The organism is Brevundimonas viscosa (assembly GCF_900116065.1).
In the GTDB taxonomy this organism is placed as follows: Bacteria; Pseudomonadota; Alphaproteobacteria; order Caulobacterales; family Caulobacteraceae; genus Brevundimonas; species Brevundimonas viscosa.
Map to the genome: position 1 here is coordinate 85,553 of NZ_FOZV01000006.1, position 26,442 is coordinate 111,994.

The window sequence follows — 26,442 nt, forward strand, 5'->3', positions numbered from 1 at the left end:
TGTCTTTGACTACGGATAGCGGCCTGTCCCAGGGGAAGGCAACAAGGTGGGATTCGTCCAAAATTTTTCTGAGTGCACATAGTGCACATTTCGGCGTTCCACCTTTGATATCGCGCAGTTTTCTATCGTCCGGAAAGTGCACTCCGTTCGCTTTCACGGCCTCCCGCCGTTCAGCCAGCAAGTCTGGCACGCGCGTGCGTCAAAAATGGTCGCAGCCCGGTGACGGCGGCGCGGCGAAGGCCTACATCGGCCGGATGACCACCGACACTTCCGGCCTGCACCAGCTGGGCCAGATGACTCCCGCGCCGACCAGTCCGGAAACCGCGGTGCTGGAGCGGGTCCCGAACCCGCACGCCGACACGCTTTACCTTGCGCGGTTCACCGCCCCGGAGTTCACCAGCCTGTGCCCGGTGACGGGCCAGCCGGACTTCGCCCACATCGTCATCGACTATGCGCCCGGCGACTGGCTGGTGGAGTCCAAGTCGCTGAAGCTCTACCTCACCTCGTTCCGCAACCACGGCGCCTTCCACGAGGACTGCACCGTCGCCATTGGCAAGCGGCTGGTCGATCTGCTGCACCCGAAGTGGCTGCGCATCGGCGGCTACTGGTATCCGCGCGGCGGCATACCGATCGACGTCTTCTGGCAGACCGGGCCGGCGCCGGAGGGGCTGTGGCTGCCGGATCAGGGCGTGCCGACGTATCGCGGGCGGGGGTGAGGAGCCGTCCGCGCGGAAATTCCTCATGATCCTCTCATGAGAAGCGCCCGCCGCTCCGGCTAGCGTCGGCGCATGACCGACGCACACCGCCTGCCTGTCGAAGCCTGGGGCCGCCGCCTCCTGACCGACGCCCAGGCGTGGGCCGACCGCTCGCGCTGGCGCGGCCATGCCTTCGAGTTTCTGTGGTTCGGGCTGAAGCAGGGGTGGGCCTGCCTGTTCGGCGGGGCCATGCTGGCGCTGATCGTGGCCACCTTCCTGTGGTGGCCGGAAGGAGCGCCGGTCTCGCGCTACGATTTCCTGGTGGTCGGAGCGGTGGCGATCCAGGCGGCGATGCTGGCCTTCCGGCTGGAGAGTTGGGAAGAGGCGCGGGTCATCTTCCTGTTCCACCTCGCCGGGACGGTGATGGAGCTGTTCAAGACCCACCACGGCTCGTGGGTCTATCCGGAGGACAGCATCCTGCGCATCGGGGCGGTGCCGCTGTTCTCGGGCTTCATGTATGCGGCGGTCGGCAGCTACATCGCCCGGGTGCAGCGCATCTTCCACATCCGGGTGACGCGCTATCCGCCCCTGTGGACGACATGGCTGCTGGCGGTGGCGGTCTATGTCAACTTCTTCGCCCACCACTGGCTGCCGGACGTGCGGCTGGCGCTGTTCGCGGCGACGGCGCTGCTGTTCGGGCGCGGGTGGTTCCACTTCACGGCGGACCGAAGGCGGCGGTCCATGCCGCTGCTGCTCGGCTACCTCCTCGTCGCCCTGTTCATCTGGATCGCCGAGAATCTGGCGACCTTCGGCCGGGCCTGGGCCTATCCGGGCCAGGCGGACGGCTGGGAGATGGTGGGGTTCGAGAAGCTGGGCAGCTGGTTCCTTCTGATGATCGTCTCGGTCGTGCTGGTGTCGCTGGTGCACCGGCCCGAAGAGGAGGTTCTAGGGCCTAGGGACTAGGTGCTAGGGGAGGGAGAGCCAGCGTCGCCGTTCTTCCCTAGCACCTAGTCCCTAGAACCTAGAACCATGTCCATGACCGACGTCGTCATCCTCGGAGCCGGCCACAACGGCCTTGTCTGCGCCTTCTACCTGGCGAAGGCCGGGCTGAAGGTGACCGTGCTGGAGCGGCGGCACGTGGTCGGCGGGGCGGCGGTGACCGAGGAGTTCCATCCGGGCTTCCGCAACTCCACCGCCAGCTACACGGTCAGCCTGCTCAATCCGAAGGTGATCGCCGACATGGAGCTGGCCCGGCACGGGCTGACCGTGGTCGAGCGCAAGGTCTCGAACTTCCTCCCGCTGCCGGACGGCCGGCATCTGCTGGCCGGGGAGGGGCGGACCCAGGCGGAGGTGGCGAAATTCTCGGCGCGGGACGCGGAGCGGCTGCCGGAATACGAGCGCCGGCTGGAGGTCGTGGCGGCGATCCTGCGCGACTGGATCCTGAAGGCGCCGCCCAATGTGGTCGAGGGCGGCTGGATGGCCATGCTGCCGGAGCTGCTCAAGGCCGGATCGCTGGGCCGGCGGGCGGCGGGGCTGGACGTCGAGGGGCGGCGCGACCTGCTGGACCTGTTCGCCAAGTCGGCCGGCGACTGGCTGGACGGCTGGTTCGAGAGCGATCCGATCAAGGCGCTGTTCGGCTTCGACAGCGTGGTCGGCAACTACGCCAGCCCCTACACGCCGGGCTCGGCCTATGTGCTGCTGCACCACGTGTTCGGCGAGGTGAACGGCCGCAAGGGCGTCTGGGGCCACGCCCTCGGCGGCATGGGGGCGATCACCCAGGCCATGGCCAAGGCCTGCGCCGAGGCCGGGGTCGATGTGCGGCTTGAGGCGCCCGTCGCCGAGGTGCTGACGGAGAAGGGCCGGGCGGTCGGGGCCGTGACCGAGGCCGGCGACGTGGTGCGAGCGCGGGCGGTGGTCTCGAGCCTGCATCCGCGGCTGCTGTTCGAGCGGCTGGTGGACGACGCTGTGGTCCCGGCCGACTTCCGCGAGCGGATCGGGAACTATCAGTCAGGGTCGGGGACGTTCCGGATGAACGTCGCCCTGGCAGAGCTGCCGAACTTCACCGCCTTGCCGGGACAGGGTGACCATCTGACAGCCGGGATCATCGTTGCGCCGAGCCTCGCCTACATGGACCGCGCGCACGCCTCGGCGCGGCTGAAGGGATGGTCAGACGAGCCGATCGTGGAGATGCTGATCCCCTCGACGCTGGATGACAGCCTGGCGCCGCCGGGACAGCATGTGGCCAGCCTGTTCTGCCAGCATGTCGATCCCACCATGGGCGACGAGCACCGCGAGACGGTGGCGGACCTGATGATCGAGACGGTCGACGCCCATGCGCCGGGGTTCAAGGCCTCGGTGGTCGGTCGGCTGGCGCTGGGGCCGCGCGATCTGGAGCGGCGCTTCGGCCTGGTCGGGGGCGACATCTTCCATGGCCGGCTGACGCTGGATCAGCTGTTCAGCGCCCGGCCGGTGCTGGGCCACGCCGACCATCGCATGCCGGTTCCAGGGCTGTACCTGTGCGGTTCGGGCGCGCATCCGGGCGGGGGCGTGACGGGCGCCCCGGGCCACAATGCGGCGCGGGCGGTGCTGAAGGATCTGGGCTCGCGCCGCTAGACTTCCGCCACGCCCATCGCCTTCATCAGCGCGTCCCGCACGGCCGCCTCGGTGAAGGGCTTCTGGATCGTCGGATGGCCGCGCCACTGGTCGGGCAGACCGCCTTCGCCGTAGCCGGTCGAGAAGACGAAGGGCACGCCGTTGCGCTGCAGGATCTCGGCCACTGGAAACACCTGCCGGCCGGCCACGTTGACGTCCAGCAGGGCGGCGTCGAGGCGCTCGCCATCGGTGGCGAGGGCGAGCCCGTCGTCGACCGTGGCGGCCGGCCCGACCGGGGTGCAGCCCATATCCTCGAGAATGGTCTCCAGCAGCATGGCGACGAGGGATTCGTCCTCCACGACCAGAATGCGACGACCCGCCAACGCCTCGCTCATGACACCCTCCCGCGGTCCAGGGGGACCGAAAATTCCGCACAGAAACCGGCGTCTGCGTAGTCCAGTTCGACCGTGCCCGCCAGATCGTGGCGGACATTGCGTTCGATCAGTCGGCTGCCGAACCCCTTGCGCGTCGGCGTCGCCGCGGGCGGGCCGCCGCGCTCACGCCAAGTCAGGTGCAGCACCGGCTTCGTCAGGTCGGAAACAGCCCAGTCGACGAACACCTGCCCGTCCGGCGCCGACAGGGCGCCGTACTTCGCGGCGTTGGTGGCCAGTTCGTGGAAGATCATGCCGAACGACAGGGCGGGCGAGGGCTCCAGGGCCACCGGCGGCCCGACCAGACTGATCCGGTGGGGGCCGTGGGCCGCGGTCTCGTGCTCGAGGATGGCGCGCAGATCCGCGCCCTCCCAGTGGCTGCGGGTGAGCAGGTCGTGAGTGTGCGAGAGGGCGAGCAGCCGGGCCTGGAAGCTCTCGGCGAAGCTCCGGGGATCCTCGTGCGAGCGGGCGGTCTGCATGGCGATCGACTGCACCGTCGCCAGGGTGTTCTTCACCCGATGGTTCAGCTCGTCGATCATCAGCTTCTGGCGTTCGGCGGCGAGGACGGTGCCGGTAACGTCGTGGCCCTGGACGAAGATGCCGATCACGCCGCCTGAATCGTCGCGGATCGGCTGGTAGATGAAGTCCAGCCAGACCGTCTCGAGCGGAGCGTCCGGGGACCGCTGCAGCTCGACCCGGCTGGCGCGGCCCTCGTGCGGTTCGCCGGTGGCGTAGACCGAGTCCAGCAGCTCGATGTAGGCCTGACCCACCACCTCCGGCAGGGCTTCGCGCACCGGCTTGCCGGCGATGTCGCGGTGGCCGATCAGCTGGGCATAGGCGGCGTTGTGCATCTGGAAGACATGGTCGGGGCCGGACAGCACCGCCACGAACCCGGGGGCCTGCATGAACATGTCGAGCAGCCGGTTCCGTTCGGTCTCCAGCTGACGGTTGGCCTCCTGCACGTGCTCGGCGCGCTGCAGCACGTTGCCGCTGAGAATGGCGTTGATGGCGCGCTTGCGATCGGCGCCCGCGACCCGCCGGCGGAGCTGCTCCAGCTCGGTGATGTCGGTGGTGTGCTGAAGGATGTAGGCGATGCGCCCGTCGGCGTCGTGGATCGGCGTGTGGGTCGCCGACCAGAAGCGCTCCTCGAAGGTGGTCTCGCCGTCCGGACCGGTGGCGGGGAGGGCGTAGCGGATCAGGGCGAGATGATCCCTACGGTTCTCCCTCAGCACCCGCTCGAAGGAGGCGCGCAACTGGCGGGCGTTCTCGCGACCCTGATCGGTCGGACCGGCGTCGAACACCTCGAACAAGGGGCGCCCCAGCAGGTCTTCGCGCCGCGCGCCGACGGCGGCCAGATAGGCGGAGTTCATGCCGGCGTAGCGCAGCTCGGGCGTCAGCAGCATGTAGGGGTTCGGAGAGGCTTCGAACGCGGCCGCGAGGTCCGCATCGATCGCTCCGGTTATCGCCAGTTCTTTCAAGTGCGGCCCCGCCCCTACAGCCACGCTAACGCGAAAACCGCCGTCCGGTTCTCCCCTGTCGCAAATTGGCTTGAGCGGAGAAGTGGTTATCGTGGCCGCATGTTTCTGACCAGTCTGATCGTCGCCCTGATGAGTGTCACGCCGCCCGCCGCCGCAGATGTCCGACCGGCGGAAGTGCGCGTCGCGGAGGGACTGGTGGTGGGTCGCGAGGCGGACGGCGTCGCCTCGTTCAAGGGGCTTCCCTATGCGGCGCCGCCGGTGGGGAACCAGCGCTGGCGGCCGCCGCATCCGGCGCAACCGTGGACCGGGCCGCGCGACGCCTCGCGCCTCGGGGCCATCTGCATCCAACCGCCGGCGAATGGCGACAACGGCGTCGGGCCGCTGCCGATGAGCGAGGACTGCCTGACGGTGAACGTCTGGGCGCCCGTCGAGCGGGCGGAGCCGGTTCCCGTCATGGTCTGGATCCATGGGGGCGGACTGAACAACGGTTCCGGCACGGCGGCGCTGTACGACGGAACCCGACTGGCGAGGCGGGGCGTGGTGGTGGTGACCCTGAACTACCGGCTGGGGCGGCTGGGATTCTTCGATCATCCGGCGCTGGCGGCGGAGCGGGAGCCGGAGGAGCCGGCGGCCAACTACGGGATGATGGACGTGGTCGCGGCCCTGCGGTGGGTCAGGGACAACGCGGCCGCCTTCGGCGGCGACCCGGGCAATGTGACCATCTTCGGCGAATCAGCCGGCGGCGCGCTGACGACGCGGCTGATGATCTCGCCCGAGGCGCGAGGGCTGTTCCACCGGGCGGTGGTGCAGTCCGGCCTGGGACGGGACGAGGGCACGCCGCTGGATGGCCCGCGGCGCGACGGCGGCCCGTCCCTGCAAGCAAGGGGACAGGCGTTCGCGGCGGCGCATGGCGCGACCACGGCCGATGCCTTGCGCGCCCTTCCGGCGGAGGCCTTCCTGCGGCCGGCGCCGAACTTCTACGGCGGCGATCTGCTGGTGCGCGACGGGACCTATGTGACGGAGGATGTCGAGGCCGCATTCGCCGCCGGTCGCGAAGCGCCTGTACCCTTGATCATCGGGACCAACAGCGCCGAGTTCTGGTGGATGAAGCCGTCGGATCTCAGTCCCTACGGCGCGCTGGACGACGCCATGACGCCCGGGGAGCGATCGGACTTCCTGCGGGCCTACGGCGGGCAGGCGGGCTATGACGCCCACGTGCTCAGCGACCTGGTGTTCAACGAGCCGGCGCGCCATCTCGCCCGGCTGCATGCGCGGAACGGCCACCCGACGTACCTGTATCGCTTCGACGTGGTGTCGGCGGCCATGCCGGAGCCGCATGAGGGCGCGACCCACGCTTCGGAGCGGCAGTACGTCTTCGACAACCTGACAGCCTCGCCGTGGCCGACCGCCGAGATGGACCAGCGGCAGGCGGACCAGATGGCCGCCTACTGGACCACCTTCGCCCGCGCCGGCGATCCCAACGGCGGGATGCGCCAGGCCTGGCCCGAGTTCGGGGCCGAGCCGGACCGGCTGCTGGAGTTCACCAACGAGGGGCCGGTGGCGAAGGCCGTGCCGTTCGCGGAGCGGCTGGACCTGATCGAGGCTTATTACGCGCGGGTGCGGTGAAGCTCAGAGGGTGTCCAGCACTTCGCCGTGGCTCCTGATCACCTCGGCGTAGAGCAGGCCCGAGTCCTTGATGGTCCGCTCCTGGGTGGCGAAGTTGACGTGGGTGATGCCGAAGCGCTTGGAGTAGCCCAGCGACCATTCGAGGTTGTCGAGCAGCGACCAGGCCATGTAGCCGCGCAGGGGCACGCCCTTGCCGATGGCGTCGTGCATCGCCTTCAGATGGGTCTGCAGATAGTGGACCCGCATCGGGTCGTGGATGCGGCCTTCGATGGCGTGGGGGGGGTCGTACCAGGCCGAGCCGTTCTCGGTGACCATCAGCGGCAGCTTGCCGCCCGTCTGTTCGGAGAGCCAGACGAGGGTGTCGGTGAAAGCGGGGGGGTAGACCTCCCAGCCGGTCTCGGTGTGGGCGTGCTGGACCTGTTTCACCGGACGGGCGCGGACCGGCCAGGCGTCAGGGGCGTTCTCGGGAACGGCGCGGGTGTACCAGTTCAGCCCCATCCAGTCGGTCGGCTCGGCGATGAGCTCGAAGTCCTCCCGCGGGAACTCGCGCCAGGCCTCGCCGTAGACGTCCTTCAGCTCCTCGGGGTAGCCGCGCCCCATCAGGGGATCGAGGAACCAGCGGTTCATCTGGGCCTCGGCGCGTTTGCGGGCGGCCTCGTCCTCCGGCTTGTCGGAAGCGGGGTACTTCGGCTCGATGTTGAGGACGATGCCGATCCGGCCCTCGCCCACTTCACGGAAGCGCTTCACCGCGGCGCCGTGGGCGCGGAGGACGTTGTGGCCGGCGATCACCGCCTCGAAGGCCGAGCGGTGGCCCGGGGCGAGGGCGCCGTGCAGGTAGCCGCCGTCGACGATGACCCAGGGCTCGTTGATGGTGCCCCAGGTCTTCACCCGGCCCTTGAACGTCTCGAACAGCACCTGGCCGTAGTCGGCGAACCAGTCGGCGATGTCCGGGTTCAGCCAGCCGCCGCGGTCATCCAGCGCCGCCGGCAGATCCCAGTGATAGAGGGTGGCCAGCGGCTCGATGCCCGCCTCGAGCAGGCCGTCGACGAGGCGGTCGTAGAAGTCGAGGCCCTTTGCATTGATGGCGCCGCGGCCCTCGGGAATCACCCGGCTCCAGCTGACCGAGAATCGGTAGGCCTGGAGGTTCAGGCGCTTCATCAGTTCGATATCCTCGCGCCACCGGTTGTAGTGGTCGCAGGCCACGTCTCCGGTGTCGCCGTCCTTCATGTTGCCCGGGGTGTGGCTGAACCGGTCCCAGATCGACTCCCCTGCGCCGTCGGCCATCGAGGAGCCTTCAATCTGATAGGCGGCCGTCGCGGCTCCCCACAGAAAACCCTCAGGAAAGCGATAGCTGCGGGTGGTTTCTGAGGACATGGATGAGAATCTCGACAACTGGAAGCAGAACGCGGAAGCGGATTTCGCGGGCTGTGGGTACGCCTGTGTCCGGCTGACCACAACCGCGGTGTGGCCAAACTAGGGCACTTGCGGGGGGCATGACCAGTGTGTCATGTAATCGGTTACAAGGAAACTTACGGACGGACCCGCGGCAAGCGGGCCGGGACCGGACCTTCCAGGGAGCGGATCCTTTGCCACAGATGAGGACGCAGTCCACCGGCGCGGGCGGCGAGGCATGAAGCCCGCCACGATTCGCGATGTCGCGCGCCGCGCGGACGTGTCCGTGGCCTCGGTCTCGCGCGTCCTGACGGGCGCCGGGCCGGTGACCGACGCGACCCGGAAACGGGTGATGGAAGCGGTCGAGGCGCTGCAGTACGTGCCGCATTCGGGCGCGCGCAGCCTGTCGACCAGCAAGACCAGCACGGTCGGGGTGATCCTGCCCGACCTGTACGGCGAATACTTCTCGGAGCTGATCCGGGGCATGGACCTCGCGGCCCGGGCGCTGGGCTATCACCTGATCGTCTCGTCGTCGCATGACGACGCCGAGGAGGCGTCGGCCGCGATCCGTTCGATGCGCGGGCGGGTCGACGGACTGATCGTGCTGTCGCCGCACCTCGGCGCGGCCAACCTCGCCGGCAGTCTCGCCGGACGCCTGCCGGTGTTGCTGATGAACGCCGGAGCCGACGCCGGACGGCCGTCGATCGTGGTCGACAACCATGGCGGGGCGGTCGCCGCGGTCGAGCACCTGATCGCCACCGGACGCCGCCGGATCGCCCACATCGCCGGGCCGACGGGCAACCTCGAGGCCGAAGCGCGTCTGGCGGGCTATCTGGAAGCCATGGCCGCGGCCGGCCTGCCCACGACGGTGGTCGACGGCGCCTTCACCAAGGCGTCGGGCCATGAGGCCGGGGTGCAGCTGGCCGCCATGGCGACGCGACCCGACGGCGTCTTCGCCGCCAACGACAACATGGCGATCGGCGCCATGCTGGCGCTCCAGGAGGCGGGGGTGCGCGTGCCCGAGGATCTGGCCGTGGTCGGTTTCGACGACGTTCCGCTCGCAGGCCTGGTCCACCCCGGCCTGACCACGCTCAGGATCAACATCGCCGAGATGGGCCGCAGCGCCCTCGAACGGCTGGTGAAGCTCATCCAATCCGCAGGCGCGGCCGACGCCGACGCCGCCTGCGAAGTCGTGCGACCCCAACTGGTCGTTCGGCCTTCCACCAATCCGGCGACCCAGAACCCGACCCGGGCAAGCCGCGCCAGCGCGGCGGCCGCCGTTCCGCTTCCAGAGGGGGAGAACCCGTAATGACCCGCAAATCCAGACTCTATTTCGGGGCGGCTTCCGCCCTCGCCATGGCGATCTCGCTGTCGGCCGCCGGCGGCGCCGCCGCGCAGGTCGCGACTTCCACGATCCGCGGCAGTGTGACCGAGGGCGCCGTCGCCGAGGCCGGCGCCCAGGTCGTGGCCCGCGACGTCGCGACCGGCTTCACCTCCCGGACCACCGCCAACAGCAGCGGCGGCTACGTGCTGTCGGGCCTGCGGCCGGGCACCTACGAGATCACCGTGACCACCACCGACGGCGAGACCGCCAGCGAGGTCGTCACCATCGGCGTCGGCCAGGTGGGCGAGCTGGATCTGGCGATCGGCGGCGGAACGACGGTCGTGTCGGAGACCGACACCACCACCCTCGGCGAAGTCGTGGTCACCGGCCGGCGTCTGGCCGAGGTCCGCACCCCGGAGGTGGCGACCAACGTCACCACCCAGCAGATCCAGACCCTGCCGCAGATCAACCGCAACTTCCTGAACTTCGCCGCCCTGGCGCCGGGCGTCCGGGTGTCGGTGAACGAGCAGGAGCAGACCATCACCGCCGGCGGCCAGCGCGCCGAGTCGGTCAACGCCTTCATCGACGGCGCCAGCCTGAAGTCGAACATCATCGACGGCGGCATCGCCGGCCAGGATGACAGCCGCGGCAACCCCTTCCCGCAGGCCGGCATCCAGGAGTTCCGGGTCGTCAGCCAGAACTTCAAGGCCGAGTACGAGCAGGCGTCGTCGGCGATCATCACCGCCGTCACCCGCTCGGGCACCAACGAGTTCCACGGCGAGGTGTTCGGCACCTACCGCGACCAGGAGTTCATCACCCAGGACGTGTTCTCCGAGCGCCGCGGCGACGAGCAGCCGCCGCTGGAGGTGCAGCAGTACGGCTTCGCCCTCGGCGGGCCGATCATCCAGGACCGGCTGCACTTCTTCGGCACCTACGAGCGCAAGGAAGAGGGCCGCGCCGCGACCGTGAACCTGGGCCGCCAGGAGCCGCGCTTCCAGACGCAGTTCGCCGACTACATCGGCACCTTCGGCGTGCCGTTCGAGGAAGACCTGTACTTCGGCAAGCTGAGCTGGCAGCCGATGGACGGCCATCTGCTGGACCTGAGCGTCACCTGGCGCGACGAGTTCGACACCCGCGGCATCGGCGGCGCCAACTCGGTCGAGCGCGCCTCGCAGCTGAACCAGACCACCCTGAACGTCAACGGCCGCCACCAGTGGACGACCGACGCCTTCCTGAACGAGTTCGCCGTCAATTACCGCGAGTACAACTACAACCCGCAGGCGGTGAACTTCAGCGACGTCGGCGAGACCTATCGCTACTTCGACCCTGCGCAGCCCGTGAACCCGAGGGGCGGCAGCGCGATCCTGAATCTTGGCGGAGCCGACAGCCGCCAGGACATCGTCGACGAGGTCCTGACCTTCCGCAACGACCTGACCTTCAACGACATCGAGTGGAACGGCTTCCACACGATCAAGCTGGGCGGCAAGTTCTCGCGCCAGAACTACCAGGTCACCAAGGAGTTCGGACGGAACCCGCTGTTCTACTACGACGTCGACGGGCGGCCTGAGCTGAGCGGCAGCACCACCGTCCCGTACCGGGTCGAACTGGGCAACGCCTTCCCCTCGGTCGACCTGACCAACAACGTCATCGGCCTGTACATCCAGGACGACTGGCAGATCACCGACAGGCTGGAGCTGAACCTCGGCATCCGTTGGGACTACGAGGACAACGCCAACAACAACGACTACGTCACCCCGCAGTCGGTGATCGACGGCCTCGACCAGTGGATCGCTTCGACGGACGGCGGGAAGCCCGCGGGCTATGCGCCGAGCTGGTTCAATCGCGACGACTACATCTCGACGGGCGACAACCGCGATCCGTTCGCCGGCGCTTTCCAGCCGCGGATCGGCTTCTCCTATGATCTGTTCGGCGATCGCTCGACGGTGATCTTCGGCGGCGCCGGCCGGTACTATGACCGCGTCCAGTTCAACTTCTCGTTCGACGAGATCGTCAAGCCGTTCGACTTCCGTCAGGAGGTGTTCTTCTCGACGACCGGGCGTCCGCTCGGCCAAGATCGCGATCCGGGCCCGGGCGTCGATACGCCGGGTGACGCGGGCGACCCGATCCTGTGGCAGGAATCCTACCGCACCGTGGCGGGTCTCGACTCCGTGCTCGACACCTTCCCCGGACGCGGGGAGGTCTTCCTCCTCGACAACGATTTCGAGCCGCCGCGCACGGACCAGTTCAACCTCGGCGTTCGCCAGCGCTTCGGCGACTGGCAGACGGAACTCACGGTCGCCTATGGCAAGACCGACAACGAATTCACCTGGCAGTACCTCACCCGCTGCCGCGAGCCGAACCGTCCGAACGACGGCGACGGGTTCGGCGACAACGGCGGCTTCTGCGGGCCGAGCGGGACGAACCCCTATCGCGGCTACTTCGTCTCCGATCACAACAAGGAGCGCGAGTTCACGGCCCTCTATCTGAAGGCCGACAAGCCCTACACGGCCGCCTCCGGCTGGGGCTTCAACCTCGCCTACACCCTCTCGGAGTCGCTGCAGAACGGCGGCAACGACAACTTCTGCTTCGACTGCTTCTCGGTCGAGACCTCGCCGATGCGCTCGTCCGCCAATGACGAGAGGCATCGCATCGTCGCCAACGGCATCGTCGACCTGCCGCTGGACTTCCAGCTGTCGGGGATCCTGACCCTTGGGTCGGGGACGCCGTTCAACGTCTTCGACGGCACCGGCTCGCAGTTCTACTACCGGCCCTACGCCGGTCGTCCGGAGCAGCACAGCTTCATCATTCCGAACGCCTTCGCCTACCGGAACCTGGACCTGCGCCTGACCAAGAACTTCGAGATCGGCAACGGGTCGGAGCTCGAGCTCTTCGTGGACGCCATCAACGTCTTCAACTTCCGGAACTACACCGGCTTCGACGGCGGCACGGGGTCGGCGGCCAATCCGAACCCGAACTTCGGCCAGCCGAGCGCGGTGCTGTTCCCGACCCGGACCTTCCAGGTGGGCATGCGCTACGCCTGGTGATCGTCTCCTGAGCCTGACGGCCGCCTTCGCTCCGGCGAGGGCGGCCGATTTTTTTTCCTCAGTATGCGTTTGGAGTAGGGTGACCGGCATGGATCGTCGCAACTTCCTGATGGGATCCACGATGGCGGCTGCGGCCATGGCCGCGGCCGGGTGCGCCACGCCCTTCGCCCAGGGACCCGGGCGTTCTCCGACCGTCGACCCGGGGATCGACGAACTGCAGCGCCGGACCTTCGACTGGTTCGTGCACGTCACGAACCGCGACAACGGCCTGACCCCCGACCGGTGGCCGCGACGGTCGTTCGCCTCCATCGCCGCCGTCGGCTTCGCCCTGACCTGCTGGCCGATCGGCGTGGAGCGGGGCTGGATGACGCGCGAGGAGGCGCGCGAGCGGACCCTGATCACCCTGCGCTTCTTCCACGAGGCGCCGCAGGGGCCGCAGGCGACCGGCGTGACCGGCCACAAGGGCTTCTTCTACCACTTCCTCGACATGGAGACGGGCCACCGCTACCGAGACACCGAGCTGTCGACGGTCGACACCACCCTGCTGCTGGGCGGCATGCTGTTCGCGGCGCGCTGGTTCGACGGCGACCATGCCGACGAGGCCGAGATCCGGCGGCTGGCCCAGGCCATCTACGAGCGGGTCGAGTGGGACTGGACCGAGATCCGCCCGAACCGCATCACCATGGGCTGGCGGCCCGAGCGCGGCTTCATCGAGGCCGACTGGAACGTCTACAACGAGGGCATGCTGGTGCTGCTGCTGGCCATGGGCAGTCCCACCCATCCGCTGCCGAAGGCGGTGTGGGACGAATGGTGCGGCGTCTACGACCGCAGCTGGACCGACGAGTACGGTCCGGCGCACCTGCATTTCGCGCCGCTGTTCGGCCACCAGTACAGCCACATCTTCGTGGACTTCCGCGGCATCCACGACGAATTCATGCGGTCGAAGCAGGCCGAGATTCCGGGCTTCGACTACTTCCAGAACAGCGTCCGCGCGGTGGCGGCGCAACGGAACTACGCGATCCGCAACCCGATGGGCTGGGCCGGCTATTCGGCCGACGTCTGGGGCCTGACCGCCTGTGACGGGCCGGGGGACTTCCGGCAGGTCATCGACGGGCGCGAACGGCAGTTCTTCAGCTACTCCGCGCGCGGACCCGGCGAGCGCGACGACGGGACCCTGGCGCCGACCGCGGCGCTCGGCTCCATGCCGTTCGCGCCGGCCGAGGTCACCGCCTGCTTCCATGCGATGAAGACGCGCTACGGGGCGGCGATCTACACCGAGTACGGCTTCCTCGACTCGTTCAACCCGACCCTGGCCGCGACCGACCGCGAGCTGCGGCATGGCCGGATCGTGCCGGGTGTGGGATGGGTCGACGGCGACTACCTGGGCATCGACCAGGGCCCGATCGTGATCCAGATCGAGAACCATCGCACCGACGCCGTGTGGCGGCGGATGCGCGGCGAACCGAACATCACCCGCGGACTCAGGGTCGCCGGCTTCACCGGCGGCTGGCTGGATCGCGCATGATCCCGTTCCGGCCGGACCGGCGCGCGACGCTCGGCCTGATGGCCGGGGCCGCCGCGTCGGGGCTGGCCGGGTGCGGGGCGGGCGACGGCGGGGGGGTGCGGCTTCGTTTCTGGGCCATGGGCAACGAGGCGACCCACGTCCCGCAGATCCTGCCTGAGTTCGAGCGGCTGAACCCGGGCATCCGGGTCGACGTCCAGGCCCTGCCGTGGACCGCAGCGCATCAGAAACTGCTGACCGCCTACGCCGGCGACTCGTTGCCGGACGTCAGCCAGGTGGGCAACACCTGGGTGTCGGAGATGGAGGCGATCGGCGCGATCAGCCCCTTGCCGGCCTTCGCCTCGGATCTGCTGACCGACCAGTTCCCCGCGGTGCTGGAGACCAACCGCATCGACGGCCGTCCGGTGGCGACGCCGTGGTACGTCGACACCCGGCTGATCTTCTATCGCAGCGACCTGTTGGCCGAAGCGGGGTACCCCGCTGTGCCCCCGACCTGGGCGGGCTGGAAACAGGCGATGCACGCGGTGAAGCGGGTGGTGGGTCCCGACAAGTACGCGGTGCTGCTGCCGCTCAACGAGTTCGAGCAACTGCTGACCTTCGGCCTGCAGGGCGACGAGCCGTTGCTGCGGGAGGAGGGGACGCGGGGCAACTTCTCGAGCCCGTCTTTCGTGGCCGCGCTGGCCTTCTACAGGAGCCTGTTCGACGAGGACCTGGCCCCGGTGGCCTCGGCGGCGCAGATCTCCAACGTCTGGACCGAGTTCGAGCGCGGCTGGTTCAGCTTCTACTTCTCCGGCCCCTGGACCATCGGCGACTTCCGCAACCGGCTGAGTCCCGGGACGCAGTGGATGACCTCGGGCGTGCCCGGTCCGGACGGACCCGGCGCCTCGGCCCCCGGCGGCTCGTCGCTGGTGGTGTTCCGCTCGTCGCCCCGTCAGGAGGCGGCGTGGAAACTGGTGCGGTTCCTGTCCGATCCGGCGGTGCAGGCGCGGTTCAACGAGATCACCGGCGACCTGCCGGCGCGGCGCAGCGCCTGGGAGACGCCGACGGTGGCGAACGATCCCTACATTGCCGCCTTCGAGGGGCAGCTGGCGCGAGCCGAGGCCGTGCCCAAGGTGCCCGAGTGGGAGCGCATCGTCACCGAGATGCAGATCGTCGCCGAGCGCATGGTGCGCGGCGAGTTCACGCCTGAACAGGCCGGGGCCGAGATCGACCGCCGGGCCGACCGGCTGCTGGAGAAGCGCCGCTGGATGCTGGAGCGGGGGCGGGCATGACCGACATCCGCCTGAACGCGGCGAAGGTCGAGGCGGAGGCGGCGGGCCGGCCGTCACGGCGACCGTCGCAGTTCCGCGCCCGGGAGCGGGCGGCGTGGGGTTTCCTCGCGCCGGCGCTGATCGCCATCGGCCTGTTCTTCTGCATTCCGGTGGCCGCGGCGCTGCTGCTCAGCCTGACCGACTTCGACATCTACGCGCTCGCCGACCTCGCCAACCTCCGTTTCGTCGGGCTGCAGAACTACGAGCGGCTGTTCGCCAATCCCCTGTTCTGGGGGGCGATGAGGAACACGGGCCTGTTCGCCCTGTTCGGCGTGCCCCTGTCGATCGCGGCCTCGCTGCTGGCGGCGGTGATCCTGAACGACCGGACGGTGAAGTGGCGGCCGGTGTGGCGGGTGATCTTCTTCGCCCCCTTCGTCACCACCCTGGTCGCCACCGCGGTGCTGTGGAACTACCTGCTGCACACCCGTTACGGCGTCATCAACTGGGCGATCACCTCGGTCGGCCTGCCGGCGGTGGACTGGCTGGGCGACCCCTCGACCTCGATCCCGGCCATCCTGATGTTCGTGGTGTGGAAGATCTTCGGCTACAACATGCTGATCTTCCTGGCGGTTCTTCAGACGGTGCCGGACGATCTGTATGAGGCGGCGCGGATCGACGGGGCCGGGCCGTGGAGCCGTTTCCGGCATGTCACCCTGCCGGCCATCGCGCCGACCGTGCTGCTGGTCTCGATCATCTCGGTGGCCAGCTTTTTCCAGCTGTTCGCCGAGCCCTACGTCATGACCCAGGGCGGGCCGGCCCAGTCCACGGTGACGGTGCTCTACTTCATGTACGAGGAGGGCTTCAAATGGTGGAACCTCGGCTCCGCCAGCGCCGTGGCCTTCATCCTGTTCCTGTGCATCCTCGCCGTCACCCTGGTGCAGCTGTGGGTGGCGAAGCGGGTGGGGGCCTACGAATGAAGCCCCGCGCCCTCCTGCTGAACCTCGCCGTCGCCGTGATCGCGCTGGTCGTGCTGTTCCCGCTGGCGTGGATGGTGTCGGTCAGCTTCATGTCCACGGGCGAGGCCGCCAACTTCCCGCCGCCCTTGCTGCCGTCCACGTGGACGCTCGAGCACTATCGCGAGCTGTTCGTGACCCAGGGCATGGGACGGTACCTGCTGAACAGCGTCGTGCTCGCGACCCTGGCCACGATCCTCGCCCTGCTGTTCACGGTCCCGGCCGGCTACGCTTTCGCCAAGCTTCGCTTCCGCGGTCGCGAACGGCTGTTCCAGCTGCTGGTGGCGGCGCTGGTGGTGCCGGCGCAGATCGGCACCCTGCCGCTGTTCCTGATGCTGAAGGGCATGGGACTGGTGAACACCTACGCCGGGGCGCTGGTCCCGTGGCTGGCCTCGATCTTCGGTCTGTTCCTCGTCCGCCAGTACGCCCTGTCGATCCCCGACGAAATGCTGGAGGCGGCGCGGGTGGACGGCGCCTCGGAAGGGCAGATATTCCGGCGCATCGTCCTGCCCAGCCTGAAGCCGATCGTGGTGACGCTGGCCCTGTTCGTCTTCCTCGGCAGCTGGAACGACTTCCTGTGGCCGCTGATCATCCTCACCGACCAGTCGAACTACACCCTGCCGGTGGCGCTGGCGGCCCTGTCGCGCGAGCATGTGCAGGACATCGAGATGATGATGGCCGGTGCGGTGATCACGGTGGCGCCGGTGCTGATCCTCTTCCTCGCCCTGCAGCGCTACTACATCCGCGGCATGCTGGCCGGCAGCGTCAAGGGCTGAACCGGCCGGAACCTGTGCCGCGGCGACGGTGTTGGGCTTGCGGGGGAGGAGGAGAGACCGATGACACGTTTCCTGATCCTCGCCGCCACGGCCTCCGCCGCGGCTGTGCTGGCCGGCTGCGCCACCACGGACCGTTACGCCTCGGCCTGCGAACGGGACTATGCCGAGAACCGCAATCGCGCCATGGCCGCCGGCGCGGTGCTGGGCGGAGCCATCGGCGCCGCGGTGGCCGGCGACGACGACCGGGAGAAGGGAGCCGCCATCGGCGCGGCGGCCGGCGCCCTGCTCGGCCACCAGCTGTCGGCCGAGGACGACCCCTGCGGCTACGGGTTCGGCGGCTACAATACCGATGGCCGCTACGGCTATCAGCGGGTCCCCCGCTACGGCGACTATCCGCGCTACTGGTAGGGTCTCAGTCCCCGTAGCTGTCGTAGCGCTGGCCGTGGGCCAGGTTGCCGAACTTGGTGGTGTCGGCGTCGAAGCTCAGCTTGACGATGCCGATGGGGCCGTGACGCTGCTTGCCGATGACGACCTCGGCCTGGTTGCGCAGCCGGTCCATGTCCTCCTGCCACTTGAGGTGCTCCTCGGTGCCCTCGCGCGGCTCGGCGCGGCCGAGGTAGTAGCTCTCGCGGTAGACGAACATGACGCAGTCGGCGTCCTGCTCGATCGAGCCGGATTCGCGCAGGTCGGACAGCTGGGGCCGCTTGTCCTCGCGCTGCTCGACCTGACGCGACAGCTGCGACAGGGCGATGATCGGCACCGAGAGCTCCTTGGCCAGGGCCTTCAGGCCGCCGGTGATCTCGGAGACCTCCTGCACCCGGTTCTTCTGGCTGTTTCCCTCGCCGGTGGTGACCAGCTGCAGGTAGTCGACGATGATCAGGTCGAGGCCGTGCTCCATCCGCTTCAGGCGGCGGGCGCGGGCGGCCAGCTTGGAGATCGACAGGCCGCCGGTGGCGTCAATGTAGAGCGGGCTTTCGCCGATCTCGACGGCGGCGTCGCGGATGCGTCCGAAGTCGGCGGCGTCGATCTCGCCCTTGCGCAGCTTGTCCGAGGAGACGCCCGAGGCGTCGGCGAGGATACGCATGGCCAGCTGTTCGGCCGACATTTCCAGCGAATAGAAGGCGACGACGCCGCCGTTGACGGTCTTGCGGCCCTCCGGCGTCGGCTCCCAGCGGTAGTTGCGAGCGACGTTGAAGGCGATGTTGGTGGCCAGCGCCGTCTTGCCCATCGACGGGCGGCCGGCGAGGATCAGCAGGTCGGACGGATGCAGCCCGCCCAGCTTCTGGTCGAGATCGTCGAGGTGGGTGGCCAGCCCCGCCAGCTTGCCGTCGCGCTGGTAGGCCTCGGCGGCCATCTGCACGGCGCCCGACAGCGCGTGCGAGAAGCTGACGAAGCCCGAGGACGGCTTGCCGGTCTCGGCCAGGGTGTAGAGCTGCTGCTCGGCGCTCTCGATCTGGTCGATGGCCGGCGTTTCGGGGGCCGGAGCCTCCTTGATGATCTCGCCGCCGATGCGGATCAGGTCGCGGCGCAGGGCGAGGTCGTAGACGACGCGGGCGTAGTCAGGGGCGTTGGCCGCCGGCGGAGCGCGGTCGACCAGGTCGGCGAGGTAGCGCAGGCCGCCGAACTCCTGGAAGGCCGGATCCTGCTTGAACCGCTCCATCAGGATGGTCGGCTCGGCCAGCATGCCCTGGCGGATGTGATCCTCAATGGCGTCGTAGAGCCGCTGGTGAAAGGGCTCGTAGAAGTGGCTGCCGCGCAGCCGGTCGCTGAGCCGCTCGAACACGGCGTTGTCGAACATCAGCGCGCCGAGCAACGCCTGCTCGGCCTCGAGGTTGTGGGGGAGCGACGGGATCGACGAAGGATCCGCGGACGTCGGGAAGGGCAGGGGGGCGAGAGCGTTCATCGGGGTCATGTCTTACCCCTACAGGCGCGATACGACATGCGCGGACGCAAGGTTGGCCGGGGACAGTCGGGGGGTCGTTGTGGGCAGTCCGGAATTCCGCAGACGGATCAGCCCGGCCGGGTCAGCGACACGGGTGGCGGGAGGCGAGCCATTCGCGGAAGCCGTCGCGCACGCTCATCCGCGCACGGCGCGACGGGGGGATGGCGTTGAAGAAGCCGAGCAGCTGGCCTGCGTCCACCTCGACCCGCTCGGGCGGACAGGCTGCCGTCGGGCGACCGGCCGCGCGGGCCGCCCGGGCCTCTTCGATGACTTCGCGCATGGCGGTCCCGCCCTCGTTCAACAGCCGCCTCGCGCTCGGGCGGAAGGCGGCCGTCGCGTTCCTCGGGACGCGATTGGCCTCGGCGACAAAGGCGTCGAGCGTCCGCGTCTGCGCCTGCGCGAGGTCGGGCGCCGAGGCGGCGAAAAGGGCGATCGCCGCCCCGAGGCTGATGGTGCGGATCATGAGTCTCCCCTGCGTCCTTGCCACGCTGTCGGGGACTATGGCCGAAATTGCCGCCGGACGCTCGCTGAACGCGGGTTGGCGAGCAAAAAAAGAGGCGCGGTCCGAAGACCGCGCCTCCTGATCCTTCGACCTGAAGCCGATCAGGCTTCCTGGCCCAGGTTCTCCTGCTGACCGGCGCCGCCGGCGATCATGTCCTGGGCGGCCTGTTCGGCGGCCAGGCGCTCGTCGTCGAACTGCGAGCGGATGACGTCCTCGCCGCGCGCCTGGCGCTCGGCCTCGTCGGCCGAACGGGCGACGTTGACCTTGACGGTGGCCAGCACCTCGGCGTGCAGGCGAACCAGCACGTCGTGGACGCCCAGCGTCTTGATCGGCGTGTGCAGCACGACCTGCGAACGCTCGATCTTGCCGCCCTCGGCCTGGACCGTTTCGGCGACGTCGCGACCGGCGACCGAACCGTACAGCTGACCGGTCTCGCCCGCCTGGCGGATCATGACGTAGGTCTGGCCGTCGATCTTGTCGGCGATCTTCTGCGCGTCGGCCTTGTTCTTCTCGTTACGCGCCTCGATGGCGGCGCGCTCGACCTCGAAGGCCTTCAGGTTCGCGGCGGTGGCCCGGCGGGCCTTGTCGCGCGGCAGAAGGAAGTTGCGGGCGAAGCCGTCCTTGACAGTGACGACGTCGCCGATGGCGCCGAGGTGCTCGACGCGTTCCAGCAGAACGACCTTCATCTTACTTCACCACGTAGGGCAGGAGGGCCAGATAGCGGGCGCGCTTGATGGCCTTGGCCAGTTCGCGCTGCTTCTTCTGGGAAACGGCCGTGATGCGCGACGGGACGATCTTGCCGCGCTCGGAGATGTAGCGCTGCAGGAGCTTGACGTCCTTGTAGTCGATCTTCGGCGCGTTCGGGCCGGAGAACGGGCACACCTTGCGGCGGCGGAAGAACGGGCGGCGGGCCGGGCCGGAGCCGGCCGGCGCGCCCGGGGTCGGGGCGGTGGTATCGGTCATGATCCGGTTCCTCAGGCGGCTTCGGCGGCGTCGTCGCGCGGACCGCGCTCACGCTCGCGTTCACGTTCACGCTCGCGGCGGGCGAGCAGCGGCGACAGCTCGAGGTCGAGTTCCTCGACGCGGACGGTCAGCCAGCGCAGCACGTCCTCGTTGATCGACAGCTGGCGCTCGACTTCGGCCATGGCGGCCGGCGGGCAGTCGACGGCGAGGAGCGAGTAGTGCGCCTTGCGGTTCTTCTTGACCCGGTAGGTCAGGTTGCGCAGACCCCAGTACTCGATCTTGGCGACGGCGCCGCCGTTCTCCTCGATCAGAGCCTTGATGGTGTCGTTCAGCGCTTCGGCCTGCTGCGCCGAGATGTCCTGGCGCGTCATGACCGTGTGCTCGTAAAGAGCCATGCGGCAGTTCTCCCTTGTGGGCGTCGGCGCGGGCGGACCGGGTTCAGTCCGTTCCACGATGGTTCCCGAAGCGGCGGCCGGACCGGTTGTCCGCACCCTTTGGCGTTCCGCGCCGGGACCGAAGCCCTGGAAAGCGGCGGCGTATAGGGGAAAAGCCGGCGGCGGGCAAGGCGGGCGGCGGGATTACTCCGGCCGCACCACCATGCAGGTCACCCGACGTTCGGCGAGCGCAGCGCAGGCGGCCTGGGCGGTGGCTTCGGTCATGCCGGTGAAACGGGACCGGTACCAGCCGGAGGCGTTCTGCACGGTGCGCTCGGCGTTGGCGAACTGGCCGCGGAAGCGGCGGTTGACCTCGGTCAGCCAGTCGCGCGCCACAGCCTCGTCGCGGAAGGCGCCCACCTGGACCATCCAGCCGTCGTCGGTCTGGCGCGGGGCCGGGCGCGTCGTCCGGGTCGGGGCCGCCGGGGCGCCGTTCAGCGCGGCGGTGACGTCCGAGGCGGCGGCGTCGGCGCGCAACAGGGCGGCCACGGTGCGGGTCTCGGCCGGAGCGGGCGCCGGCGTCGCCGGAGTCGAGGGCAGCGAGGCGTAGGTCACGGTGCTCCGGTCCGACTCTTCGCGCTCGAGCGAGGCGTACTGCACAGGGCCGCCGTTGTCGGAACCGATGCCGAAGCCGCGCTCCTCGAAATACGTCTGGGCGACGCGGATGAGCTGGCCGTTGGCGCGGGCCCGCTCGACCTCGAAGCCGGTGTTCATCAGTTCCGCCACGTGGGCGTTGCGGCTGGCGGTGGTGCGGCCGCCGAGGACGATGGTGATCAGCCGCTTGCCGTCGCGCACGGCCGAGGCCGCGAGGTTGTAGCCGGACGCATTGGTGTAGCCGGTCTTCATCCCGTCGTAGCCGAGCCCGGTGCGCAGCAGGCCGTTGGTGTTGCGGTACTCGCGACCCTGGTAGACCCAGTCGTGCATGCCGAAATAGCGGTAGTACTGGGGATAGTCGCGCATCACCGCCCGCGCGAGAATGGCCAGGTCGCGCGCCGAGGTCAGCTGTCGCGCGTCGGGAAGGCCATTCGGGTTGACGTAGCGGGTCTGGGTCATCCCCAGCTCCCGGGCCTTCAGCGTCATCTGCGCGGCGAAGCGCTCCTGCGAGCCGCCGACGTGCTCGGCGATGGCCACCGCCATGTCGTTGGCGCTGCGCACGGCGGTCGCCTTCATGGCGTCGTCGAGGGTGATGGTCTGGCCCGCCGCGAGGCCGAGCTTCGACGGCGGCTGGCTCGCCGCGTGGGGCGACACGGTGATGACGTCGTCCGGCTTGACCCGACCCTCGGCCAAGGCCTCGAAGGCGAGGTAGAGGGTCATCACCTTGGTGATCGAGGCCGGATAGCGCCGGCTGTCGGCGTGGCGGGCGAACAGCACCTCGCCGCTCTCGGCGTCGACCACGATGGCGGCGTAGCGGAGATTGTCGGACGACTGCGCGACCAGCGACGGCGTGCTCGGAACCAGCGCCAGAGAGGCGATCAGGATCAGGGTGACGAATCCGCGACGGATCAGTGCAGTCATCGGCAAAGCGCAGGCCTCGTAACTGTGGCGCGACGGCGGCCCCCCGGCGCGACGCTGATCAAAAACGTAACATGCGTCCCCGGGGTTTCATGAGGGTAAACAGGGCGTCAACGGATTTGTGAAGCCGGTTCGCCCTACAGGCGCAGCGAGCATGTTGCGCTGCACAATATTTCTTGACCTTTGTTCGCACATGCACCATATGTCGGCTGTCGCAGCGGAAACCTGCTGCGGAACGATCACAAGCGGCCAAGCCGCGACAGGTTCAGGAGAGACTCCCATGGCCGACAGCGCCGAAACCGTGAAGAAGACCGCCGACACCGCCAAGGTCGCCGCCGACAAGGTCCAGGCCCAGGCCGAGAAGATCCAGGCCGCCGGCGCCCAGGCGTTCCGCGAAGGCGTCGACAAGTCCGTCGCCGGCCTCGCCGAACTGAACGCCGAGGGCAAGAAGAACCTCGAGGCGCTGGTCGCCTCGGCCACCGCCGCCCAGAAGGGCGCCGAGGCGATCTCGGCCCAGACCCTCGCTTACGGCAAGAAGAGCTGGGAAGACGGCGTCGCCGCCGCCCAGTCGCTGGCCGCCGCCCGCTCGGTGCAGGAACTGGTCGAGCTGCAGACCTCGTGGGCCAAGACCGCCGCCGAGAGCTACCTCGCGGAAGTCACCCGCATGACCGACGTCTTCACCGCCTCGGTGAAGGACAGCTTCAAGCCGATCAACGAGCGGGTCACCGCCTCGGTCGAGAAGTTCCAGGCCGCCCGCTAAGGCGTCCCGCTTCTTCACAGCGAACGAAGGGCCTCCGGGAGCGATCCCGGGGGCCTTTTTCGCGTCAGTCGTCGGCGGCCGGGTGCAGGTTCAGGTGCAGCCAGCGAAGGGCCGGCAGGAAGGCGGCCCCGTGGAGGCGCCCGTCCCAGACGGCGAACCGCTCGCCACCTTCGCCTTCGGCGCGCCATCCCTGGGCGAGATCCGCCAGCAGGGCCTCGAAGGCGGCGGCCGGCCGCGCGGCGTCGAGGTCCAGCCAGACCCCGTACTGGTCCTCGAACTTGTTGTAGGGCCTCACCCGGCATTCCCGCACGGCGGCCACGGAGCCGATCCGCCGGATCAGCGACTCCGCGGATTGCAGCGTCTGCGGGTATCCGTCGGCGGCGACATAGGCCTGGAGGAAGAGGCGCCGGTCCATGGCGAAAGTCTGTGCGCCGTCGTCGCCGTAACGCAAGCTGTGACTGGACGGACCTCGCAAAGCGTTCGACAGTTTCCTATCTGTCCATCCGACTTCCAACCGGACAACGAATGCCGCCGTCACGTAAGGTCGGTGATCCCGTCGGGGCCCCCGGGGCCGCCACGATCACCGAGACAAAGCCGAAGCTTCAGAGGCCCTCGCTCTATCGGGTGCTGATCCTGAACGACGACTACACGCCGATGGAATTCGTCGTCTACGTGCTGGAGCGGTTCTTCCAGAAGAGCCGCGAGGACGCCACCCGCATCATGCTGCACGTGCACCAGCACGGTGTCGGCGTGTGCGGCGTGTTCACCTACGAGGTGGCCGAGACCAAGGTCGCCCAGGTGGTCGAGACGGCGCGTCGCCACCAGCACCCCCTGCAATGCACGATGGAAAAGGACTGAGAGGATCATGCCCTCGTTTTCCCGTCCTCTCGAAGAGACCCTGCACCGGGCGGTGCACTACGCCAACGAGCGCCGGCACGAGTACGCCACGCTCGAGCACCTGCTGCTGGCCCTCGTCGACGATCCGGACGCGGCCAATGTGATGACCGCCTGCAATGTCGACCTGGTCGCGCTGAAGACGGCGCTGACGCTTTATGTCGACACCGACCTGGCGGCGCTGGCCACCTCGGACGGCGACGACGCCAAGCCGACGGCGGGCTTCCAGCGCGTGATCCAGCGCGCCGTGATCCATGTCCAGTCCTCGGGCCGGGAGGAGGTCACCGGCGCCAATGTGCTGGTGGCCATCTTCAGCGAGCGCGAGAGCCATGCCGCCTACTTCCTGCAGGAGCAGGACATGACGCGGTACGATGCGGTCAACTTCATCGCCCACGGCATCGCCAAGAAGCCGGGGGCCGGCGAGACGCGGCCCGCCAAGGCCGGCGGCAGCCCCGAAGACGCCGAGGACGCGGCCGCGACCAAGACCGGCGGCGAGGCCCTGGAGGCGTATTGCGTCGACCTGAACGCCAAGGCCCGCGAGGGCCGGATCGATCCGCTGATCGGGCGTCACGCCGAGGTCGAGCGCTCGATCCAGATCCTGTGCCGGCGGACCAAGAACAATCCGCTGCTGGTCGGCGATCCGGGGGTCGGCAAGACGGCCATCGCCGAAGGGCTGGCCCGCAAGATCGTCAAGGGCGAGGTGCCGGACGTCCTGAAGAACGCCACCATCTACAGCCTCGACATGGGGGCCCTGCTGGCCGGGACCCGCTATCGCGGCGACTTCGAGGAGCGGCTGAAACAGGTCGTCAAGGAGCTGGAGCAGCACGACGACGCGGTGCTGTTCATCGATGAGATCCATACGGTGATCGGCGCCGGGGCGACCTCGGGCGGGGCGATGGACGCCTCCAACCTGCTGAAGCCGGCGCTGGCCTCGGGCAGCCTGCGCTGCATGGGCTCGACCACCTACAAGGAATACCGCCAGCACTTCGAGAAGGACCGGGCCCTGGCCCGCCGCTTCCAGAAGATCGACGTCAACGAGCCGACCGTCGACGACACCATCCGCATCCTCAAGGGGCTGAAGACCTCCTACGAGGGCCACCACAAGCTGCGCTACACCGACGCGGCGATCCGTACGGCGGTGGAGCTGTCGGCGCGGTACATGACCGACCGCAAGCTGCCGGACAAGGCGATCGACGTGATCGACGAGGCGGGGGCGTCGCAGATGCTGCTGCCGGAGTCGAAGCGGAAGAAGGTCATCGGCCAGAAGGAGGTCGAGGCCGTCATCGCCAAGATGGCGCGCATCCCGCCGAAGTCGGTGTCCAAGTCCGACACCGAGGCGCTGCGCGAGCTGCAGGCCGACCTGAACCGGGTGGTGTTCGGCCAGGAATCGGCGATCGAGCAGGTTTCGGCGGCGATGAAGCTGGCCCGCGCCGGGCTGCGCGACCCGCAGAAGCCGATCGGCGCCTTCCTGTTCTCCGGCCCGACCGGCGTCGGCAAGACCGAGGTGGCCAAGCAGCTGGCGGCGACGCTGGGCATCGAGATGCTGCGCTTCGACATGTCCGAGTACATGGAGCGGCACACCGTCAGCCGGCTGATCGGCGCGCCTCCGGGCTATGTCGGCCACGACCAGGGCGGCCTGCTGACCGACGCCGTCGACCAGCACCCTCACGCCGTGGTGCTGCTGGACGAGATCGAGAAGGCCCACCCGGACGTCTACAACATCCTGCTGCAGGTGATGGACAACGGCCAGCTGACCGACGCGGTCGGCAAGAAGGTCGACTTCCGGAACGTCATCCTGATCATGACCACCAACGCCGGCGCGGCCGACAATGCGCGGGCGGCGATCGGCTTCGGCCGGGGCAAGGTCGAGGGCGAGGACGAGAAGGCCATCCAGCGGCTGTTCGCGCCCGAGTTCCGCAACCGTCTGGACGCGATCGTGGCATTCAAGGCGCTGGACGCCGAGACCATCCGCTCGGTGGTGACCAAGTTCGTGCTGCAGCTGGAGGCCCAGCTGGCGGACCGCAACATCACCATCGAACTGACCGACGAGGCCAACGACTGGCTGGCCAAGAACGGCTTCGACGAGCTGTACGGCGCGCGTCCGCTGGCGCGGGTCATCCAGGAGCACATCAAGAAGCCGCTGGCCGACGACATCCTGTTCGGGCGTCTGACCCGCGGCGGGCATGTGAAGGTCGAGCTGAAGGACGGCAAGATCGCCTTCGACGTCACCGGGCCTTCCGGAGCGCCGGTGAAGGAGCCGGCGGACGAAGCCGCGGGCTGAGGCTCCCGCAG

24 protein-coding genes are annotated in these 26,442 nt (G+C 68.7%); 14 read left to right on the forward strand and 10 right to left on the reverse strand.

Translation table 11 applies throughout. The annotated features are described in order from the left end of the window. The first annotated feature begins 254 nt into the window (after positions 1-254). The 3 genes from queF (at position 255) to BM333_RS12040 (ending at position 3,308) form a co-directional block, all read left to right on the forward strand. Positions 255-716, forward strand: a complete 462-nt coding sequence (gene queF / locus BM333_RS12030; RefSeq protein WP_092311870.1) for a preQ(1) synthase — start codon at positions 255-257, stop codon at positions 714-716. 72 nt (positions 717-788) lie between these two features. Beyond that, on the forward strand, positions 789-1,658 hold the full coding sequence (locus tag BM333_RS12035) for a DUF817 domain-containing protein (protein ID WP_092311874.1): 870 nt from the start codon (positions 789-791) through the stop codon (positions 1,656-1,658). Between the two features lie 66 nt (positions 1,659-1,724). Further along, positions 1,725-3,308 carry a phytoene desaturase family protein gene (locus BM333_RS12040; RefSeq protein WP_218151459.1) on the forward strand — a complete coding sequence of 528 codons (1,584 nt, stop codon included), beginning with the start codon at positions 1,725-1,727 and terminating at the stop codon, positions 3,306-3,308. Here the strand turns inward: BM333_RS12040 and BM333_RS12045 are convergent. Together BM333_RS12045 and BM333_RS12050 are read right to left on the reverse strand one after the other, a co-directional pair. After that, complete coding sequence (locus tag BM333_RS12045; RefSeq protein WP_092311878.1) at positions 3,305-3,682, reverse strand: response regulator; 378 nt, start codon at positions 3,680-3,682, stop codon at positions 3,305-3,307. The genes BM333_RS12040 and BM333_RS12045 overlap by 4 nt on opposite strands. Then, complete coding sequence (locus tag BM333_RS12050; RefSeq protein ID WP_281246054.1) at positions 3,679-5,220, reverse strand: sensor histidine kinase; 1,542 nt, start codon at positions 5,218-5,220, stop codon at positions 3,679-3,681. The genes BM333_RS12045 and BM333_RS12050 overlap by 4 nt, the downstream gene beginning before the upstream one ends. Positions 5,221-5,295: 75 nt before the next feature. Between BM333_RS12050 and BM333_RS12055 the strand changes: the two genes are divergently transcribed. Then, positions 5,296-6,822, forward strand: a complete 1,527-nt coding sequence (locus BM333_RS12055; RefSeq protein WP_092311881.1) for a carboxylesterase/lipase family protein — start codon at positions 5,296-5,298, stop codon at positions 6,820-6,822. A gap of 3 nt (positions 6,823-6,825) precedes the next feature. On the opposite strand, the gene BM333_RS12060 is transcribed toward BM333_RS12055, so the two are convergent. Then, the gene (locus tag BM333_RS12060) at positions 6,826-8,196 is read right to left on the reverse strand and encodes a GH1 family beta-glucosidase (RefSeq protein ID WP_092311885.1); all 1,371 of its coding nucleotides are present in this window, start codon (positions 8,194-8,196) and stop codon (positions 6,826-6,828) included. Positions 8,197-8,452: 256 nt separating this feature from the next. On the opposite strand from BM333_RS12060, the gene BM333_RS12065 reads away from it, so the two are divergent. From BM333_RS12065 to BM333_RS16175, 7 genes are all read left to right on the forward strand, one after another. After that, positions 8,453-9,523 (forward strand): LacI family DNA-binding transcriptional regulator, encoded by a 1,071-nt coding sequence (locus BM333_RS12065; protein ID WP_092311889.1) that lies wholly within the window; start codon positions 8,453-8,455, stop codon positions 9,521-9,523. Beyond that, a complete protein-coding gene (locus tag BM333_RS12070) occupies positions 9,523-12,582 on the forward strand; it encodes a TonB-dependent receptor (RefSeq protein ID WP_092311892.1) in 3,060 nt (1,019 codons plus the stop codon). The genes BM333_RS12065 and BM333_RS12070 overlap by 1 nt, the downstream gene beginning before the upstream one ends. Before the next feature lie 88 nt (positions 12,583-12,670). Beyond that, complete coding sequence (locus BM333_RS12075) at positions 12,671-14,107, forward strand: glucoamylase family protein (RefSeq protein WP_092311895.1); 1,437 nt, start codon at positions 12,671-12,673, stop codon at positions 14,105-14,107. Then, positions 14,104-15,375: an extracellular solute-binding protein gene (locus BM333_RS12080; protein ID WP_092311898.1), complete on the forward strand. Its 1,272-nt coding sequence runs from the start codon at positions 14,104-14,106 to the stop codon at positions 15,373-15,375. The genes BM333_RS12075 and BM333_RS12080 overlap by 4 nt, the downstream gene beginning before the upstream one ends. Next, positions 15,372-16,331 carry a carbohydrate ABC transporter permease gene (locus BM333_RS12085; RefSeq protein WP_092311901.1) on the forward strand — a complete coding sequence of 320 codons (960 nt, stop codon included), beginning with the start codon at positions 15,372-15,374 and terminating at the stop codon, positions 16,329-16,331. Before BM333_RS12080 ends, BM333_RS12085 begins: the two co-directional genes overlap by 4 nt. After that, the gene (locus BM333_RS12090; protein ID WP_092311904.1) at positions 16,328-17,143 is read left to right on the forward strand and encodes a carbohydrate ABC transporter permease; all 816 of its coding nucleotides are present in this window, start codon (positions 16,328-16,330) and stop codon (positions 17,141-17,143) included. Before BM333_RS12085 ends, BM333_RS12090 begins: the two co-directional genes overlap by 4 nt. A gap of 60 nt (positions 17,144-17,203) precedes the next feature. Next, positions 17,204-17,551, forward strand: coding sequence for a glycine zipper 2TM domain-containing protein (locus BM333_RS16175; RefSeq protein ID WP_092311907.1), 348 nt, complete (start codon positions 17,204-17,206; stop codon positions 17,549-17,551). Between the two features lie 4 nt (positions 17,552-17,555). On the opposite strand, the gene BM333_RS12100 is transcribed toward BM333_RS16175, so the two are convergent. The 6 genes from BM333_RS12100 to BM333_RS12125 all read right to left on the reverse strand — a co-directional run bounded on the left by BM333_RS12100 (position 17,556) and on the right by BM333_RS12125 (position 22,499). After that, the gene (locus tag BM333_RS12100) at positions 17,556-19,046 is read right to left on the reverse strand and encodes a replicative DNA helicase (protein WP_092311910.1); all 1,491 of its coding nucleotides are present in this window, start codon (positions 19,044-19,046) and stop codon (positions 17,556-17,558) included. 121 nt (positions 19,047-19,167) lie between these two features. Next, positions 19,168-19,548 (reverse strand): hypothetical protein, encoded by a 381-nt coding sequence (locus tag BM333_RS12105; protein WP_092311912.1) that lies wholly within the window; start codon positions 19,546-19,548, stop codon positions 19,168-19,170. A gap of 140 nt (positions 19,549-19,688) precedes the next feature. Next, positions 19,689-20,273, reverse strand: a complete 585-nt coding sequence (gene rplI, locus BM333_RS12110) for a 50S ribosomal protein L9 (RefSeq protein ID WP_092311915.1) — start codon at positions 20,271-20,273, stop codon at positions 19,689-19,691. Position 20,274: 1 nt separating this feature from the next. Continuing rightward, the gene (gene rpsR, locus BM333_RS12115) at positions 20,275-20,550 is read right to left on the reverse strand and encodes a 30S ribosomal protein S18 (protein ID WP_092311918.1); all 276 of its coding nucleotides are present in this window, start codon (positions 20,548-20,550) and stop codon (positions 20,275-20,277) included. An 11-nt stretch (positions 20,551-20,561) separates the two neighbouring features. Beyond that, positions 20,562-20,945, reverse strand: a complete 384-nt coding sequence (gene rpsF / locus BM333_RS12120) for a 30S ribosomal protein S6 (RefSeq protein WP_092311921.1) — start codon at positions 20,943-20,945, stop codon at positions 20,562-20,564. Between the two features lie 183 nt (positions 20,946-21,128). Then, a complete protein-coding gene (locus tag BM333_RS12125; RefSeq protein WP_092311924.1) occupies positions 21,129-22,499 on the reverse strand; it encodes a D-alanyl-D-alanine carboxypeptidase family protein in 1,371 nt (456 codons plus the stop codon). 277 nt (positions 22,500-22,776) lie between these two features. Here BM333_RS12125 and BM333_RS12130 point away from each other — a divergent pair, with 277 nt between their 5' ends. After that, complete coding sequence (locus tag BM333_RS12130; protein ID WP_092311927.1) at positions 22,777-23,256, forward strand: phasin family protein; 480 nt, start codon at positions 22,777-22,779, stop codon at positions 23,254-23,256. 64 nt (positions 23,257-23,320) lie between these two features. On the opposite strand, the gene BM333_RS12135 is transcribed toward BM333_RS12130, so the two are convergent. Continuing rightward, positions 23,321-23,671, reverse strand: coding sequence for a hypothetical protein (locus tag BM333_RS12135; RefSeq protein ID WP_092311930.1), 351 nt, complete (start codon positions 23,669-23,671; stop codon positions 23,321-23,323). Positions 23,672-23,781: 110 nt separating this feature from the next. Here BM333_RS12135 and clpS point away from each other — a divergent pair, with 110 nt between their 5' ends. Both clpS and clpA read left to right on the forward strand, forming a co-directional pair. After that, complete coding sequence (gene clpS / locus BM333_RS12140) at positions 23,782-24,114, forward strand: ATP-dependent Clp protease adapter ClpS (protein ID WP_092311933.1); 333 nt, start codon at positions 23,782-23,784, stop codon at positions 24,112-24,114. 7 nt (positions 24,115-24,121) lie between these two features. Continuing rightward, positions 24,122-26,431 carry an ATP-dependent Clp protease ATP-binding subunit ClpA gene (gene clpA, locus BM333_RS12145; RefSeq protein ID WP_092311938.1) on the forward strand — a complete coding sequence of 770 codons (2,310 nt, stop codon included), beginning with the start codon at positions 24,122-24,124 and terminating at the stop codon, positions 26,429-26,431. The last annotated feature ends 11 nt before the right edge of the window (positions 26,432-26,442 follow it).

Excerpts from the sequence above, each read along its gene's own strand:
- queF (WP_092311870.1), top strand. The coding sequence starts at position 255 with ATGACCACCGACACTTCCGGCCTGCACCAGCTGGGCCAGATGACTCCC.
- BM333_RS12035 (WP_092311874.1), top strand. The coding sequence starts at position 789 with ATGACCGACGCACACCGCCTGCCTGTCGAAGCCTGGGGCCGCCGCCTC.
- BM333_RS12040 (WP_218151459.1), top strand. The coding sequence starts at position 1,725 with ATGTCCATGACCGACGTCGTCATCCTCGGAGCCGGCCACAACGGCCTT.
- BM333_RS12045 (WP_092311878.1), bottom strand. The coding sequence starts at position 3,682 with ATGAGCGAGGCGTTGGCGGGTCGTCGCATTCTGGTCGTGGAGGACGAA.
- BM333_RS12055 (WP_092311881.1), top strand. The coding sequence starts at position 5,296 with ATGTTTCTGACCAGTCTGATCGTCGCCCTGATGAGTGTCACGCCGCCC.
- BM333_RS12060 (WP_092311885.1), bottom strand. The coding sequence starts at position 8,196 with ATGTCCTCAGAAACCACCCGCAGCTATCGCTTTCCTGAGGGTTTTCTG.
- BM333_RS12065 (WP_092311889.1), top strand. The coding sequence starts at position 8,453 with ATGAAGCCCGCCACGATTCGCGATGTCGCGCGCCGCGCGGACGTGTCC.
- BM333_RS12070 (WP_092311892.1), top strand. The coding sequence starts at position 9,523 with ATGACCCGCAAATCCAGACTCTATTTCGGGGCGGCTTCCGCCCTCGCC.
- BM333_RS12075 (WP_092311895.1), top strand. The coding sequence starts at position 12,671 with ATGGATCGTCGCAACTTCCTGATGGGATCCACGATGGCGGCTGCGGCC.
- BM333_RS12080 (WP_092311898.1), top strand. The coding sequence starts at position 14,104 with ATGATCCCGTTCCGGCCGGACCGGCGCGCGACGCTCGGCCTGATGGCC.
- BM333_RS12085 (WP_092311901.1), top strand. The coding sequence starts at position 15,372 with ATGACCGACATCCGCCTGAACGCGGCGAAGGTCGAGGCGGAGGCGGCG.
- BM333_RS12090 (WP_092311904.1), top strand. The coding sequence starts at position 16,328 with ATGAAGCCCCGCGCCCTCCTGCTGAACCTCGCCGTCGCCGTGATCGCG.
- BM333_RS16175 (WP_092311907.1), top strand. The coding sequence starts at position 17,204 with ATGACACGTTTCCTGATCCTCGCCGCCACGGCCTCCGCCGCGGCTGTG.
- BM333_RS12100 (WP_092311910.1), bottom strand. The coding sequence starts at position 19,046 with ATGAACGCTCTCGCCCCCCTGCCCTTCCCGACGTCCGCGGATCCTTCG.
- BM333_RS12105 (WP_092311912.1), bottom strand. The coding sequence starts at position 19,548 with ATGATCCGCACCATCAGCCTCGGGGCGGCGATCGCCCTTTTCGCCGCC.
- rplI (WP_092311915.1), bottom strand. The coding sequence starts at position 20,273 with ATGAAGGTCGTTCTGCTGGAACGCGTCGAGCACCTCGGCGCCATCGGC.
- rpsR (WP_092311918.1), bottom strand. The coding sequence starts at position 20,550 with ATGACCGATACCACCGCCCCGACCCCGGGCGCGCCGGCCGGCTCCGGC.
- rpsF (WP_092311921.1), bottom strand. The coding sequence starts at position 20,945 with ATGGCTCTTTACGAGCACACGGTCATGACGCGCCAGGACATCTCGGCG.
- BM333_RS12125 (WP_092311924.1), bottom strand. The coding sequence starts at position 22,499 with ATGACTGCACTGATCCGTCGCGGATTCGTCACCCTGATCCTGATCGCC.
- BM333_RS12130 (WP_092311927.1), top strand. The coding sequence starts at position 22,777 with ATGGCCGACAGCGCCGAAACCGTGAAGAAGACCGCCGACACCGCCAAG.
- BM333_RS12135 (WP_092311930.1), bottom strand. The coding sequence starts at position 23,671 with ATGGACCGGCGCCTCTTCCTCCAGGCCTATGTCGCCGCCGACGGATAC.
- clpS (WP_092311933.1), top strand. The coding sequence starts at position 23,782 with ATGCCGCCGTCACGTAAGGTCGGTGATCCCGTCGGGGCCCCCGGGGCC.
- clpA (WP_092311938.1), top strand. The coding sequence starts at position 24,122 with ATGCCCTCGTTTTCCCGTCCTCTCGAAGAGACCCTGCACCGGGCGGTG.